This window comes from Streptomyces sp. NPDC005266 (assembly GCF_040607655.1).
Classification (GTDB): Bacteria; Actinomycetota; Actinomycetes; order Streptomycetales; family Streptomycetaceae; genus Streptomyces.
On record NZ_JBEXHC010000015.1, the window covers coordinates 70337 to 85127 of the forward strand.

The 14791-nt window shown below is 65.5% G+C and carries 16 protein-coding genes and 4 pseudogenes; 11 read left to right on the forward strand and 9 right to left on the reverse strand.

Translation table 11 applies throughout. From position 1 onward, the window contains the following. Positions 1-99 precede the first annotated feature (99 nt). Complete coding sequence (locus ABZU99_RS24160; RefSeq protein ID WP_356046497.1) at positions 100-864, reverse strand: transposase family protein; 765 nt, start codon at positions 862-864, stop codon at positions 100-102. 204 nt (positions 865-1068) lie between these two features. Between ABZU99_RS24160 and ABZU99_RS24165 the strand changes: the two genes are divergently transcribed. Then, complete coding sequence (locus ABZU99_RS24165) at positions 1069-1374, forward strand: hypothetical protein (protein ID WP_356046495.1); 306 nt, start codon at positions 1069-1071, stop codon at positions 1372-1374. A 92-nt stretch (positions 1375-1466) separates the two neighbouring features. Here ABZU99_RS24165 and ABZU99_RS24170 read toward each other — a convergent pair whose 3' ends face one another. The 4 genes and pseudogenes from ABZU99_RS24170 to ABZU99_RS24185 form a co-directional block, all read right to left on the reverse strand. Further along, entirely contained in the window at positions 1467-1685 is a 219-nt protein-coding gene (locus ABZU99_RS24170) for a hypothetical protein (RefSeq protein WP_356046493.1), read from the reverse strand. 10 nt (positions 1686-1695) lie between these two features. After that, positions 1696-1953 (reverse strand): hypothetical protein, encoded by a 258-nt coding sequence (locus ABZU99_RS24175; RefSeq protein WP_356046491.1) that lies wholly within the window; start codon positions 1951-1953, stop codon positions 1696-1698. An 850-nt stretch (positions 1954-2803) separates the two neighbouring features. Further along, positions 2804-3427 carry a hypothetical protein gene (locus ABZU99_RS24180; RefSeq protein WP_356046614.1) on the reverse strand — a complete coding sequence of 208 codons (624 nt, stop codon included), beginning with the start codon at positions 3425-3427 and terminating at the stop codon, positions 2804-2806. A gap of 36 nt (positions 3428-3463) precedes the next feature. Further along, positions 3464-3634 (reverse strand): annotated as a pseudogene (locus ABZU99_RS24185) (helix-turn-helix domain-containing protein); the annotation flags it as partial. Between the two features lie 398 nt (positions 3635-4032). On the opposite strand from ABZU99_RS24185, the gene ABZU99_RS24190 reads away from it, so the two are divergent. From ABZU99_RS24190 to ABZU99_RS24200, 3 genes and pseudogenes are all read left to right on the forward strand, one after another. After that, complete coding sequence (locus ABZU99_RS24190) at positions 4033-4224, forward strand: hypothetical protein (RefSeq protein WP_356046489.1); 192 nt, start codon at positions 4033-4035, stop codon at positions 4222-4224. A gap of 438 nt (positions 4225-4662) precedes the next feature. Further along, positions 4663-5097 carry a DUF2690 domain-containing protein gene (locus tag ABZU99_RS24195; protein ID WP_356046487.1) on the forward strand — a complete coding sequence of 145 codons (435 nt, stop codon included), beginning with the start codon at positions 4663-4665 and terminating at the stop codon, positions 5095-5097. Positions 5098-5554: 457 nt separating this feature from the next. Continuing rightward, positions 5555-5758 (forward strand): annotated as a pseudogene (locus tag ABZU99_RS24200) (hypothetical protein); the annotation flags it as partial. 58 nt (positions 5759-5816) lie between these two features. Here ABZU99_RS24200 and ABZU99_RS24205 read toward each other — a convergent pair. Next, positions 5817-6254 (reverse strand): lamin tail domain-containing protein, encoded by a 438-nt coding sequence (locus ABZU99_RS24205; protein ID WP_356046486.1) that lies wholly within the window; start codon positions 6252-6254, stop codon positions 5817-5819. A 139-nt stretch (positions 6255-6393) separates the two neighbouring features. After that, complete coding sequence (locus ABZU99_RS24210) at positions 6394-6675, reverse strand: hypothetical protein (protein ID WP_356046484.1); 282 nt, start codon at positions 6673-6675, stop codon at positions 6394-6396. 420 nt (positions 6676-7095) lie between these two features. On the opposite strand from ABZU99_RS24210, the gene ABZU99_RS24215 reads away from it, so the two are divergent. Next, complete coding sequence (locus tag ABZU99_RS24215) at positions 7096-7479, forward strand: DUF3800 domain-containing protein (RefSeq protein WP_356046482.1); 384 nt, start codon at positions 7096-7098, stop codon at positions 7477-7479. Between the two features lie 44 nt (positions 7480-7523). Here ABZU99_RS24215 and ABZU99_RS24220 read toward each other — a convergent pair whose 3' ends face one another. Next, positions 7524-8156 (reverse strand): hypothetical protein, encoded by a 633-nt coding sequence (locus ABZU99_RS24220; protein ID WP_356046480.1) that lies wholly within the window; start codon positions 8154-8156, stop codon positions 7524-7526. Between the two features lie 460 nt (positions 8157-8616). Beyond that, positions 8617-9510 (reverse strand): annotated as a pseudogene (locus ABZU99_RS24225) (IS256 family transposase); the annotation flags it as partial. A 327-nt stretch (positions 9511-9837) separates the two neighbouring features. On the opposite strand from ABZU99_RS24225, the gene ABZU99_RS24230 reads away from it, so the two are divergent. The 6 genes and pseudogenes from ABZU99_RS24230 to ABZU99_RS24255 all read left to right on the forward strand — a co-directional run. Further along, a complete protein-coding gene (locus ABZU99_RS24230; protein WP_356046479.1) occupies positions 9838-10116 on the forward strand; it encodes a hypothetical protein in 279 nt (92 codons plus the stop codon). 3 nt (positions 10117-10119) lie between these two features. Beyond that, a complete protein-coding gene (locus tag ABZU99_RS24235) occupies positions 10120-11256 on the forward strand; it encodes a sigma-70 family RNA polymerase sigma factor (protein WP_356046477.1) in 1137 nt (378 codons plus the stop codon). Next, entirely contained in the window at positions 11253-11435 is a 183-nt protein-coding gene (locus ABZU99_RS24240) for a hypothetical protein (RefSeq protein ID WP_356046475.1), read from the forward strand. The genes ABZU99_RS24235 and ABZU99_RS24240 overlap by 4 nt, the downstream gene beginning before the upstream one ends. A 333-nt stretch (positions 11436-11768) precedes the next feature. Next, complete coding sequence (locus ABZU99_RS24245; protein WP_356046473.1) at positions 11769-12548, forward strand: M12 family metallopeptidase; 780 nt, start codon at positions 11769-11771, stop codon at positions 12546-12548. A 374-nt stretch (positions 12549-12922) separates the two neighbouring features. After that, the gene (locus ABZU99_RS24250) at positions 12923-14188 is read left to right on the forward strand and encodes a NucA/NucB deoxyribonuclease domain-containing protein (protein WP_356046471.1); all 1266 of its coding nucleotides are present in this window, start codon (positions 12923-12925) and stop codon (positions 14186-14188) included. 108 nt (positions 14189-14296) lie between these two features. Then, positions 14297-14669, forward strand: a pseudogene (locus ABZU99_RS24255) (transposase); the annotation flags it as partial. Positions 14670-14791 lie beyond the last annotated feature (122 nt).

A 14791-nucleotide genomic window follows, 5' to 3' on the forward strand; every position in this document is an offset into this window, starting at 1 on the left:
AGGGCGAGAGCGGCGGGAGCCCGTGGCCTCTTCGGCCGGCGGTCAAGGGCGCGAACCGCAGGCTCCCTCAGCGCGCCGGACAGTGAGCTCTTTCCATCCTCAGTCTGAGCTGGCCAGGTGCAGGCAGAGGACGGCCTGAACGAGACTCGTGATGCGGGTGGTCGAGCACCGGAGCTTGCGGAGGAGTCGCCAGGACTTGAGGGTGGCGACGGCCTGCTCGACGAGGGCCCGGATCTTTGCGTGGGACCGGTTGACGGCCTGCTGGCCGGTGGAAAGCGTCTCCCACCTGCCGCGGTAGGGAACGCAAACCGTGCCTCCGGCGCCCTGGTAGCCCTTGTCGGCCCAGCAGGGGACGCCGGCCTGGGCCAGCGCGTCGACGATGCCGTGCTCGCGGGCCGCGCGGACATCGTGGATGGCCCCGGGCAGGGCCGGAGATGCCCACAGCAGGCGGCCGAAGGGGTCGGCGATGACCTGCACGTTCATTCCGTGTTTCTTGTGCTTGCCGGAGTAGAAGGGCCGGTCGGCCGCGATCCGGTCGATGGGCAGCAGCGTGCCGTCGAGCAGGACGAACGCCTTCATCGAGGCCATCCGGACCGCCTCGGCGAGTGTCGGAGCGAGGTCGGCCAGGAGGCCGACGGCCTCGGTGATGTAGCGGTAGGCGGTGGCGATCCCGATGCCGAACCCGGCAGCGAGCCGTGCGTAGGTGTCGCCGCAGCGCAGATGCGCAAGAACCAGGAGCGCCTGGCGTCCCGGCGCCAGGCGCCGCCAGCGCGAGCCGATCTCCCGGCGGTGGGCTCTCAGTTGACGAGTGAGGTAGCACAGGTGCGTGTTGGACAGACCGATCGCCGACGGGTAGACAAGCACGCGAAGCTCCTGATGAGCATGGGGGATCGTGGTCGTGAACCCGTCTATAAGGAGCTCCGCTGTTGAGCGTGACCAGGATCAATGAAGAGTCGGCAGGTTGGCAGAAGCTCGCTGTGCCAGCCACTTTGGGATAGGAGCTTCGATGACGGTCTCACGCACTGCGATGCTCACCTTCGCTGTGCTCACCGTCGGAATGGTCGGCTTTTGAACGCCCGCCGGTGGATCGCCGCCGGCTGGGCGGGCTTGTGTCTGGCCGGCGTCGCCGCCACCTCCGCCCTCAACGCTGGGACGCACACGGACAAGCCGGGATCTCGCACCGAGGAGCCGGTACCGACGGGCACGTACGTCGTCGACTGCCAGGCGCTCGCCGACGACATCGAACAAGCCCGAGCCGAGGCGGAGCGGGAGCGGCAGGAAGAGCCCTTGAAGGGCAGAGCCACCTTCAAGGCCGTCTGGGTACCAGAGGAGTGCGCAGACGAACTCGAAGACCGTGGCCTGAAGACACGCTGAGGGTGGCACTTCCCACGACCGTGCGTCCTGGCGCCTCCTGCGCAAGCCACGATGCAGCACCAACCAGATCGCAGACCCGGTCAAAGCCGCCCTCACGCTGCACCCCTGTCAGGTTCAGCGTGAGGTTGGAAAAGGCTCAGTGCTGAGGCAGGCCGCGGCGGCAACCAGGTCGCGTTCCAGCGCCAGGCCGCCCACCAGTCGGCGTCCGCGAACGGCCCAGCCCGGTCTTTGATCATGGCGAGCACCTGGGTGCGGGCGAGTTCCACCGCCTGGTGCCCGGGGTCGATGGCGTACTCATCTTCGTGCTCCACGTGAGGGTGCTCATGTCGGGCACGTGAGGGTGCTCAGGTCGGGGCCGATGACCAGGTCAGGTCGAAGGTGTCCAACCCAACCTTGGTGGCGGCGGGTGGGGTGCTTGAAAATGACGTACCAGTTCCGCAGCCCGGCGGGCGTGTAGAAGGCGTTGATGCTGAACCACGCCACCGGCGGCTTCCATAGCAGCAGCTCGGTGTCCTGCCACGCCGCGGGCGCGAGCTCCCACTCCCCCGTCGCCATCGCGTCGAACGCCTCGGTGTGCACCGCGCAGTCGTCGTCAGCGCGGGCCTTGGCGTACAGCGACGGCCACCGTGCCTCCGCGCCTGGTCGGCAGGTGGTCGCCAGCGCAGCGTCGGTGTCGGCGATGACGCGCAGCGCCTGCTCGCTCTACACCCGGCCGCGGTACATGTCCCGCCGCACGACCGTCTCGCCGATGGTCGAACACCCTCACCTGGTATCCAGCATTACGTGCTCCAAGGAGGCGGGGTCACAGGGGCAGGGCATAGCGGCGGAGCAGGGCGACGTCGGTGGTCATTTCGACGGACCAACCCGCGGTGATGGCTCAGTGCCGATGGCCGCGGTTCCCAGCTTCGTGAGGGGGCCGGTGTCCTCCCGGGCCCGATGACGGCCCAGAGGATTTCGCCGTGCGAAAGGATGCGGTGGACTCGGTCGTGGAGAGCTGGCTGTTGTCCAATCATCGCTAGTCCAGGCGGCAGGTGACGGTCGCGTACGCAGGCTCCGGCAGTTGGCGGAGGTCGTCGCTGGTGAGATCCATCGGCCGCCAAGCCGGAGTGGAATCCGCCTCGGTATCCGGGGCGACCGTGAGGGCGACGGCATGGGGAGCGCACTCGACGCCGGTGGCGCGGCACCCGAGCTAGTCCCGTCCTACGCACTTCACTCCTGCGAGTGAAGATCCGCTGTCCTGATTATCTTGATCTGGCTAGAGTCGAGAAGTCCGCATGCTGAGATTCGATCTCGTTGGCCGCCGGACTTCGATCTCTGCGCCCATGTGCGAAGTATCCGGCTAGTGGCGGTGGAGGTAGCGAGCGAGGGCGCCGCCGCCACTGCCAATGTTGACGGCCGACGTTGAGCAGTCGTTCGCGTTCCTCGAGCGCTAAGAGTGGTCGTCCGTGGCGTCCAGATAGGATCCAAGGGGCTGGAGGGGTGTCCACATCTGCTCAAAATTTGCAGCGAAGTAGGACATGAAGGTACGGTCCTCAACGCTGAAACCGTTCAGTTTCTGGCGGGCACCTCCGGAGAAGGCTAGGAAGACAACACTGTCGTCGATCAGCGCCATATTCAGCCCGTCGGCGGCAACCGGCCACCGCAGGATGCTCGCCTCGTAGTTGAGAATGTCAGCGGTGTCGCTCCGGTGCTGCCGAGCCCACGCGAGCACATCCCTGTCCGGGACACCGTTTGCCTCCGGAATCCCGATGATGCGGCGGACGCTGCGCTGTTCCTCGGTGTCTTCACGCGCCCAGTCCAGGATGGCTGCGAAGTAGTCGGCAGACGCCCTGGTCGTGTACTGGTCGGGCGGGTAGCGGCGAGTATAGGTGACCCTGATCTCCGATCTCGCCGTCCGGACGCGCTTCGCCGCCGCATCGTAGAACTCGGGGTTGCTGCGGTACCAAGTCGCGGCGAGTGTCGCGTGTCTCCCGGCTCCAGGCAGTACCACAGGGCTCGGGCTCCCTGCCTGGTCGGCTGGCCCCCTCCGCAGAGCATCGAGTTGGCGCTTCACATCGCGCCACCGGTCCAGCCAGTCCCTTGGATCTTCTCCGCACGCAGTCACGAATGCCGAGGTCAACTCCCACGTGGGGAATCGCCGTCCGTTCAGCATCGCTGATACCGAGCTGCGCCCGCACTGCATCTGGGCTGCGAGGCTGGCCTCCGTGGGCTCGAAACATCGCAGTCGCAACTCGCGTAACTGTTCCGCGAACACCCGCACAGGCTCTGGTACTGGTGAAGAGGCAGCGTGGTCGGTCAATGGATCATCCTCCCCCGAGACTGACGGCGCGCGACGATGACACAAAAGTCTACCGCTTGTCCGTCATTGTCTTTCTATGTCACCAGTGTTCGCTAGTGCTCGCATGCGCTGTTGTCGTGCTCGCGGATTCCTGCGCTTGTTTCCGTTCCATTGGCCCAGGTCAGGTGAGGGGCAACACTCTCAGTGCGGGGTTCCCCGCAGCGAGAGGTCGTGAGAGGAGAACGCCATGTGAACCACTGACCGCCGCGACCGGGCGGGCTGAGTCGAGCCCGTACCGCCATCGACAAAAGCCAAGGCCGCTCCCTGGTGCTTCTGGCGGAAGCAGGGAACGGCCTTCTGCTCAAACACAAGGAGACCTCATGTTCGTCGACTTCAGGATAGCCCTGCGATGTACGGGCATCGCCTTCGTGGCCGTGCTCGTCGTGGGCATCACGCTGGTGATGCCCACTCCCGTCCGCTCACTCCTCCAGCAGGATGCCGCCTCGATCCTCCTCTTGGCCTTGACGGCCATGTCAGCTGCCCTGCGGGGTGGAACCGGGCGGGAACGTTGACAAGCTCGCCCGTTGGCACGGTTGCGGCGTGTCATCGGTATGGAAAGTCCGCCGCGCACCTGCGCACCTTCACTAGTCCCGTCGTCGACTGCGGCGGCCACTTGCTGATCGTTACCTCCGTGGTCTGCGCGTGCGGCGACACCCTGGTCGGCCTCCGAGTCACCCGTACGGGCACATGCCTTCCCGGCCAATCTCTCACCTCGCACTGACTGTCCGTGGTCAGTCAGTGCTCGGGTTGCCCAACACATCGTTGGGCAACCCGAGCGTAGCTTCGCCGCGTTACTGACGACACACTCCATCGGGTGACGTACTGGCTGAAGTACCGCGAGGGCGCATATCCACGGGCTATCAAGGCCCTTGAGTTGTTACTCAGCGTGGAGCCCGGCGGATCTGACAGAACGCGGTGCCGGTGCCCCGCTCGTCGGAGGGAGTACATCCGTGCCAGTTCCTCGATCGATCGTATCCGCCATCGGCACTCTCGCTCTCATCTCAACAGCACTGCTGGCCCCTGCCCTCTCCGCCGAGGCAACAGCGCTGGCGTGCCGTGGGTCCTCCTGCGCGGGGAAGAACCCTCAAGCGCAAGGCTGCAGCTCCGGTGCGCGGGTCATCGGTCGGGTCCGCCCGGCCGGTGGCGGCCCGCAGGTCGAACTGCGTAATTCCACGCGGTGCAGCGCTGCTTGGGCTCGGATCGAGAAAGCAAACTCCAACTGGCGCTTCAAGATCCAGGTGAGAGGCGGCACCTCGTACGTTGCGAACGCTTCGATGTCGTACGCCGCCTACACGCGAATGGTCGGCTCCAGCAGCGCGTACCGCGCATGCGTCGAGATCTACGACGGGCACGGCGGCAGCTGGTCCTGTACCGGATGGCACTAAAAGACCCTAGCGGGATGAGAACGTCGAAGAGGGTTGAGGCAGGGGATGTCCGCGAAGAAGACAGCCAGGAAGAGGTCGGCCTCCTGACCACAGCGTCCGCCGCCCCCATGCTCAGGGGGCGGCGGGCGCCTGCTCAGGGGCCGTAGCCGTAGCGCGGCCAGTGGTCGAAGAAGTGGTGCTGGAGCTGGATGGGGCAGGAATCTCGGCATGGAGTCGTGTCCTTCCCGCGTTCAGGAACGGCCAGCGGGAGAACACCGCCGTCAAGCACAAGTGGCATCCCCTTCCGGTGTCTCGGCCGCGCTCACGTGAACCGCCCCGGCTCGAATGGAGACTCGATTTCATGAAAGGATCGAGTCATGGCACGACCTTCCCGTTATGCCCTTGAGCTCCGCCGCCGTGCGGTGCGCATGGTCGCCGAGGTGCGCGACGACCACCCGAACGAGACGGCCGCTTTGCCGCATCCCTCCGAGCCGAGCCCGGCAAGGGCCTCGACCGCGCCGACCGGTGGGGCATCTTCATCGGCGAATGGACGCCCACCTTCTTCGACCTCGGTGTCGCCCTCTCCCACTACGAGCAGTCCGAAGGGACGCTCCTCGAGAAGCCCAGGGGCAATGTCAAGCAGCTTCGGGAGAAGGCGAGCCGGGGAACTGCGGCAGGCTGAACCCCTGGCCGCACGGCGCCCCGCCTCGGAGAGAGACGGGGCGCCGAAATCGCTCCGGTCAACACATCTTGGAGTCGGCCCGGGTCGAGTTATATGAGCAGGAGTCGCGGAAGGCGCCGCTCGCCGTGCGCAGTGTCACCGTGTCGCGGTCGTTGTTCCACACGTAGGAGCCGCGGCCCCAGTAGACGTGCCCGGCGCTCTGTGAGCCGCGACCGGTGTGAACCTTGACGGTCTTCCCGGCGCTGATCCGGTACGACGGGAACGTGAACTTGTAGCCCGTCTTGTCGCGCAGCGTGTAGCCCTTGAGCTGCACCGAGCTGCTGGTGCTGTTCTTGATCTGCACCCACTCGCTGTTCAGGCTCGAGTTGGAGCGGGTGTCGCTGCCGGGCGAATCGTAGTACACGCGGTAGAGGTGCACGGAGCCGGCGGCCTGCGCCTGCGACGGGAGCAGAGCGACCGTGGAAGCCGCGGCCGTAGCGACAGCAGCGGCAAGCATGCGGGTACGAAGCAAGAGTCGTCCTCAGATCATGCCGGGCGCCCCCTGGCCCCGGCGAGGACGATCACACTAGGGGCGGAATGACTGGTACCGGTCGTCGGTTACCGATCCGGGACACAGGGTGCGAGGTGTTCGAAAGTCACTCCCGACAATGGGCCAACACCGCATCGGTATAGTCCCCGATCTTGTGCCCTTCCTCCTGCATGCGGTTGATGTGCAGCATCCACGCTCGGAAGTCCTCGTCCATGCCGGAGGGCATCTCGTTCTTCTCGACGGCGTCTTGGTACCAGACCATCAGCCAGCCGCCATAGTCAGTTGCCTGGGCAACCTCCTCGCGAGAGTGTGTGGTGTCCCTCCAGCGGTAGTACTGAAGGTTCGTCGCCTTCCTGATCCAGGGGGCCGCGTAACACCAGTCACCCATGTTCGGGGTTCCTCCCTCTCCCCCAAGCCCTCCTCGCGGACCTCAAGCGCCCCATCCTGTCGCAGGAAGTGGTGTTGCGCACGAGGCGCAGTAGGCAGCGCTGGGCCGCACTCTGGACAGCAAGGTGGACATCGCGCTATTGGAGCGCGGGCCCGGGCCGTCCACCGTGCCTCTACGGCCGACTACCTCACCGAGCTCGGTGGCCTCGCCGCCGAAGCCGGGCAACTGGGCCCACCTCATTCGTTAGACCACCCTCCAGGAGCGGTTCGACCAGGCCAGCGAGCTACCGCTGCTTGTCCTCGGCATGCACCTGGCCCACCGGCCGCACACGCGTGGGCTGAGCCTGACACCAGGCGTAGTTCTGGTCGATGTCTGGGGAGGCACGGGCAACGGCGGCACGGGCTCGGGAAGGCAATTCTGGTGGCCGTCCGCCCGCCTGCCCGGCATCCTTCGAGGACGAATACTCGCTCCGACCTGCTCCCTGTCGTCTATGTCGACGAGTCCTCGAACTCCGGGCAGAACCTTCTCGATCCCTATCAGCCGGTGTTCACGCTGGCTGGGGTGCATCTGCACGATGAGCTGGCCGCTTCGATCGTAGATGACGTGCGGTCCCAGCTTCCTGCCACCCAGGGTGAGCCCAAGTACGGTTCGTTGGCCCGGTCGTCGGCGGGCCGGAGGGCTTTGAAGCGGGCCTTTGAGAGCCTGCCCCAGGGAAGCGTTCACAGTTACCTGATGGACAAGCGGTTCATGGTGGTCACCAAGGAGCAATCGTCAAGACCTGTGGATCATGCCACGGCCTTTTAGAGCCCGACACAATGAGGCTGGCGTTCTCGGTCGTTGGCGCGTGCTCAGTGGAGTGCTAGGCGTAACTCGCGCTCGGCCACTTCCACCCAGTCACCCCGCCTGGTGCCCACGGTGACGCCGAGTAGAGCTGTGATCCGCTCCGGCTCCGAGGGCGCGTCCCGGCGTCGATGGCCGACCAGCCACGAGGTGCCGCGTTCCTGTAGCAGGGCAGCCACGTACATAGACAACGACTTGAACGCTCGGTACTGCCGGAACTCCAACATCTCCGGCTGACACCTTGAGAACCAGCGCAACTCCTCGCCTTCACGGATTCGCTCACGCAGGCACTGGTAAGCCTCGCGGAAGGAGCCCAGCAGCTGAATGTCCCTATCTGTCAGACGCCGCTCCGAAACAACCTTGACCAGGATCCCCTCGAAGTCACCTTCCACTACTGCGGCCCGCTCTAGGCACTGCCATTGCACGTCATCCGGCGCTACCCCGGGTCCGAGGTTACGGTGGTGTGTGTTCCACAGGCGCCAGGTCTGCAAGAAGGCGCCGTAGCACCGGTAGAACTCGCTCACGGCGGCGAGATCGAGATCCCGCCGCCGCTTTACTTCGTCCCACCTATACGTGATCTGCGTGCCCAAGACCCACGCGAGGACCGACGTCACTATCACCGTTAGCAGTTGATCGATCACGTTATTTCCTCCAATGGAGGGCAGGGAGCGATTGTCATAGTTGTGGATAAGTTCGCTTCTTGATCGTGCTTCGGGGTGGCTTCCAGTTGTCGGCGTTGGCGCCTTATTTCGGCGATGAGGCGAGGGACGTTGTCGCGTGCCGCGGCGATGAAGTGCGCGTTCTCGTCCCAGCGCTCGTCGGCGGTGTCGACATATCGGGGCTGCTAAACAAGGGTTGCGGCCACGATCTCGCCGTGGTCGAAGCCCGGCCACCGCTCGCCGAGGGCCGCTGTCGGGGAAGGTGCTCACGGCAACGAGGTTCATCGCATCGGTGTCGTGAGAGCGCCGAACCACGGGCCCGGCGTCGCGGCGGTCGCAAGCTCGTCTAGTTCGTCCAGTTCCTCGTCGGTGTGTGGTTCGGGGGTGGTCATCAGCCCGCCAGCTCCTCGCGCTCGACCATGACGCCGTTCTAGGTGCGCGCGAACGCCTCGATCGCCTTCTCGGCGTGGGCGCGATCCTCGGCGTTGTAGATCTCCTGCATCGCCTTCGTCGCGCCTGGCTGGGCGGACTTCGGCAGGGAGTTCGTGACGTTGCGAGCCTTGTGGACCCAGCACCGCTGGTGCCGCGCGGCTGGGAACACAAGCCCATCGGGCCGTCGCCGACCACCAACTCGGGGTCGCGCATGCCGCGTCGGCGGCAGTCGCGCAACAGGTCGGCCCACGACTCGGTCGACTCCCGCAGTCCCTCCGCCAGGGCGATCAGCTCCTTCGTGCCGTCGACGCGCACACCGAGCAGGACCAGGACGCACGAGTGAGCCTGCCCCAGCCTCACCTTGGGGTGCACCCCGTCGGCCCACACGTAGACGAAGTCTCGGTCGGAGAGGTCGCGGGCCTGGAAGGCGGCATGGTCTTCGCCCCACTGCTTCGTCAGCCGCGTCACCGTCGCCGACGACAGCCCGGCCGTCGAGCCGAGGAACTGCTCCAGCGCGGGCACGAAGTCCCCGGACGACAGACCGTGCAGGTAGAGCAGCGGCAGCACCTCGCTGACCTTGGGCGACTTTCGGCACCACGGCGCCAGGATCTTCGAGGAGAACCGCTTGCGCTCGCCGGTCGTCTTGTCCACCCCGCTTGTCATTCACGCGAGGAGCCCGCACCTCGACCGGACCGGCGGCCGTGGTCACGGTCCGCGGCAGGTGGTGGCCGTTGCGGACTACCAGACGGCCACGTTCGTCCGTCTCGGCTGCCAACTCGGCTATGTACTGGTTGACTTCCGCTTCCAGGGCCGCGGCGAGCATGCGGCGGGCGCCCTCGCGGACGATCTCGTCGATCAGGGAGCCGGACTGGGTGGAACCGTCGTCGGTGACTACGCTGAGCACGGGACGTACCTTCCCGACCCGCGCTGAAACGCGGGCCTACTCGGTGACCATCACAGGATCAGTCGGGAAGGTAGCCCTCCGCGTGCCCTCCCGGAGTCAATCCACAGGTCTTGAGCATTGCTCGATCGAGATGGATCTCAGCGACAAGCACGGTTCCACTGATCACCGCATCGGATTCCCAGAAAGTTCGTGTGAACCAGTCCGCGCGTCGAAGGCCTTACCGGGGTGAAGGCAGAACGACAAGCTGAGGGAGCGGGCATGGTGGTTCAGATGGTCCGAGCGGCGCTGTCGCTCGCAGGCGGTACCCGGAAAGGAAGGGAAGGCGGCATGTGGCACACGATCCGGAGCTGGGTCGAGGGCAAGAACGCGGCAACGTTCGAACGGGAGCGGCGTACGACTCTGCTCACGGCGCCGCTGGCGATTCAGCAAGGCGGCAGGATCTACGACCAGCGGGCCGACGGAAGCATCCTGGAAATCACAGTCCCCGCGCAGGAGCGGATGGACGTCATCGTCGGTGAGTCCGTCCGCCGTGATCGAGCTGTATCGGCGCCCTCAGAACTACTCCCTGGTCGTCAGCACGCTCTCACCACTGCTGAGGAGAAGTGATCAATGTCCCCGCCCATCTCAACTCCGCCAGCGCGGCCGTTGACGGCTCGGCGCGCTGAGCTGCCGACAGACACCTGGCTGTACAGGGTCCACAACAAGCGCGTCTCTTCGACAGCATTCAACCCCCGCCCAGCGCATATCTTCGGGGGCGGCCGCTTTGACGGCACGCCGGAGGATCCGTATCCCTATCTCTACGCGGCACAGACTCCTGAGGCGGCCGTCGCAAACACACTGCTGAAGGCGACAACGTTCAACCCTGATGGGTCGCGGCTAGTGCCACCGGCAGCGGTTGTGGACCGTCAGCTCACTCGGGTGCGGACCACAGATCCTCTTCTGCTTATTGACCTGACGACGGCGGAGTCCCTCCACGCCGTCGGGGCTGACTCGGAACTCGTACTCTCCGAGGACTTCGTTCACGCACGGGCCTGGTCCTCGGTGCTACGCCAGCACAATCCCTGGGCCCAGGGGCTTTTGTGGCCCTCCCGCTACGGCCGCGGAGAATACCTGGTGGTGCTCTTCGGGGATCGCTGCGCCCAGCGCACCCTCAACGAGCACACCAGCTGGCCCCTGGCGGCGCGTGTCAACGAGCTTCTGGCCGGATTGAGAGCCGCGGTTGCGCTCCCACGCCCACCGGCCATGGACTTCGAAGTCTTCTTCAAGGCCCATTTCCTACAGATCTGCCGGATCCTCAACGCTCGACAGAACGACTGGGAGCTCGCGCAGGAGGCAGCCAGCCGGGCCTTCGAGATCGCCTACCGAAAGTGGGCGGAAGTGAGTGAACATCCCAATCCCGTCGCCTGGGTGGCTTTCACAGGCCGGCGCATCCTGAATCGGGCGTATCAGAAACTGGCATCCCGCCCCGAGCGTCCCTTCAACGACTCGGATACGGGCATGCCATGCGACGGCCTCGATGATTCATCAACGACGGTGGACAGGATCGCGTTGTACACCGCGATTGGAAGCCTAACTCGAGACAAGCGCGAGTGCCTTGTCATGCATCATGTGTACGGGTACCCCGTCAACGAGATCGCCGAAGTGCTGAATATCGCCCCTGGCACAGTGAAGAGCAGGCTCAGCGCGGCCCGCAAGGGTCTCAAGGACTCACTCGGCTACGACTTCCGTGAGGGAGGCATGCGATGAAGCACGATGCCGAACTCCACGTTGACGGCTTCGACCAGACCTTGTCCGACGAAGAGGTATTCAGCCACCTGGCTGAGCTCCGGCACCGCGTCACCTCGCGCACGCCGATCCTCGACGATGACGACTACGAGGCGGCCATCGAGGAGGCGGCTGACGAGATCACCGGGCTCTTCAGCTGAGAACACGGCCTAAACGTGTGGGTGGAAGCTGTCGAGGTCGAAGACGTCGCGGGCGGCGGTCGGGGTCCGGAGCCGCTCGCGGACATCTTCGATGCGGTCAGCGGCTAGTACTCCAGTGCGGTTTTGTGATCTATCCAGTCGGTTCGTCGTCGGAGCGTCGTCGGTAACGGCTGCGGTGCGCTGTTTCCTGGTGTTGTCGCCGTCAGTTGGACCAGTGCAGCAGCTTCGCCGCTGACACGCCCGGTGGGTTGAGGACGGTGGCGAAGAGGTGTCGGATCTCCGGGTTACTGAACGCGATCGCCCACTGGGGAGTCACATACCCGGATCCGCTTCGTGCAGAGGGCACCCGCCGACGCAGCGCGGTTCCCGGACTTCGTGCGCTTTGTTCCCGGCGACGGGTGCTCTTCGAGTGTCGGCCGGCAGGGCGGCATGCAGAGCATCACCCTGGGCCCCGACTGCACGGCCGGCAAGGCCATTCACGAGGTCGGCCACACCGTGGGTTTGTGGCATGAGCAAAGCCGTGAGGACAGTGACCAGTTCGTCACCATCGTGTTCACCAACATCGATCCGGAGTTGCAGCACAACTTCGTTCAGCACATTTCCGACGGCGATGACCTGGGAGCGTACGACTACGCCTCGATCATGCACTACTCACCGAATGCGTTCTCCATCAACGGCGAAGCCACCATCGTCGCCCGGCAAACGCTGCCCGCCGGTGTGGTGATGGGCCAGCGCGAGGCGCTCTCCCAGGGGGACATCGACGCAGTCCATGCGCTGTATCCGTTGTCCGTTTTCACGATCAAGGAGGTGGTGCACGACCCCACGGTCAAGGAAGGCCCCAAGGATCCGGTCCAGGACGGCACGATCAAGGAGGTGGTACACGAGTCCACGATTAAGGGAGTCGCTAAGGATCCAGTGTCCGACCAGGCGCACGTCAAGCCGAGCGGCCTGGATCTCCAGCACCCCGGGTTCGGCAACCCGTTCGTGCTTGCCACTCCGCATCAGTCACCAGCTCTGGGACAGCACCGGGGTACCGGCGACTTCCGTCCCAGCTCCACCGCCGGGCTGACGACGGCGAGGCGCGGCAGCCCCGGCCGACGCGCAACCGGCTGAGCGCGCCCCGATCCCCGGCCGCGGCCGCGCCGCCCATCCCGCCCATCCCTCCGCGAGTGGGATCGGTCAAGATCATCCGGACAGTGCAGGTAGCCGCGCTCCCGCTGTCCGGGACAGTCCGGGACAGCTCGAAAGCTGGCGGTGGCCCTCCGTCTCCTTGCAGGCTCACCTGCACAACCCGGGTTGCGAGGCCGAGCAAAGGCTCTCGGCAGCAGCTTGGGAAGAAGGGGGACATCGCTTTGCTGCTCAGATTCAGACGAGGGCCGCTCGCCCTCACAGTTCTGGCGTTAGTTTCCGCCCTGGCCGTGGCGGGGCAAGTGAGCACCGCGTCCGCGTCCGAGGTGCCGACGCAAGGTTTGCGGCACGAAGTCGGCATGACCCCGGTGACCGGGGGCCAGCCGGACGGCGGCGCATTCACCTCGGCCGCGCTCAACAAGTCGGGCGCGGGCGCCTCTGCGGCAGACGGGCGGAAGCGCGCGATCGCGGCAGGGGTCAAGGGCGACTTCGACGCGGCCGCGGCCGCGGAGGAAGGAGCCGGGGCTCTGGCGGGACGGCCCGCGCCGCGCAAGCCCAAGGACGCGTTCGTCAAGAACTGCGACAAGTACCACGGGCCGAGCACGCCCCATGGATACATCGAGGCCCGCTTCGCCTGGTGCACCAAATGGGTCGCCTGGAAGGAGACCCGCGACAGGCGCGGCCGCCTCATCGCCTACCACGCAGTGCACTACTACCAGATCGGCTACGGTCGGGACGACGGACAGCGGTCCGTACGCATCTATCTGAAGCCGTACAAGGTCATCGCGAGGGGACGCGCGGCATCGCTCAGTACGCCGTTCGGATTCGTACCGGTCTGCAAGCAGGCGTCCTCTACTCCGGGCTGCGCCGTTGACAAGCCCATGGTCACCAAGTCACTGGCACAGTGGAAAGCCCAGGACCTGGCCAACAAGTGGACCACCTGGACCATCAGCTCGGACGAGAATCAGTCGTCCGCCACGGACAAGGTCTCCTTCCACCGCTTCACCTTCCAGTTCTCCACCGGAGTGCAGACGACCCCCCAATCCGCCGACTACATGCTGCGCTGCGACTCCGCGCAGATCGGTGCACGGACGAAGGCATGCGTGTTCCACGACATCGTGCCGAACCTGAAGTACGCCCTCTACAAAGCCAACGGAAGCCGTACGACGGTCCACGAGGTCGCCCGGCACGTCAAGGATGCCTTCCAGCACCCGGACGCGGCCAACATGTACCCCAAGGAGAACCACCCCAAGAAGATCCCCGGGCGCTACACGGGGTCGGTCGACCCCGACACACCCGACTGGCTGGAGCGCGTCCCCTACAACGGGACTGACTACAAGGCCAACTCGAACACCAAGAATCACGCCTGCCACCGCACCGGCCCATACAGGCTCACCGGCCTGCCGAGCCCGCCCGGCAGCGGTCAGCAGTGTGACGAGTACCCCTTCGCCTCCACCAAGCAGGGCGCGGCCAACCCCACGTGGGACTTCTCCGTCCGGGCGGTCTCGAAAGACGACAACCACGCCGCAGGCCAGGCGCTGAAGAAGTTCTACCGGCAGTGGCGCATCCTGTATCTCGACAACGACTTCTTCTACGTCGACGTCGTCAACAAGATGCCCAGGTAACAGCCCACCAACGGCCGGCCTCCCAACGCGGCTCGTACCTGTCCCAGGTGCGAGCCGCGTCCTCCCGTGCGTCCTGTGCGGCCATGAACTTCTGCAGCGCGACGCCCACCCGTGGACCGGGGCAAACCGGGTTCCAAGATGCACGTCCTGTCGGACGCGAACGGACTGCCCCTACGCGTCGGAGTCTTCGCAGCCAACACCCACGACAGCCTCGGCCTGAAGCCGATGCCACGTAGGACACGAATCCCAACAGCGACCATTCCAAGCCCCAACGGCTGCACGCCGACAAGGCTTACGATCTTCATGACCTGCGACACGACTGGGCGCCCGAAGGTGGGTGATCGAGCGCACGATCTCCTGGCTCACCGGCTACCGCGGACTGTCACCCCGTTACGAGCGTCACCCACGCAACTACCTCGCCTTCCTCGACCTCGCCGCCGCCCTCTGCTGCTACAAACGCCTCCTCAAACTGACCATGTAGGACACGGTGTAAGTTCACGCACCAGTTCCGCGGCCGGTGTGCGCCGCTGTCTTCATCGCGTCACGGCGGGCTGGGGCTGCCTCCAGCCGCCGCGTGATGCACGGGGACTGTAAATCGTTCGG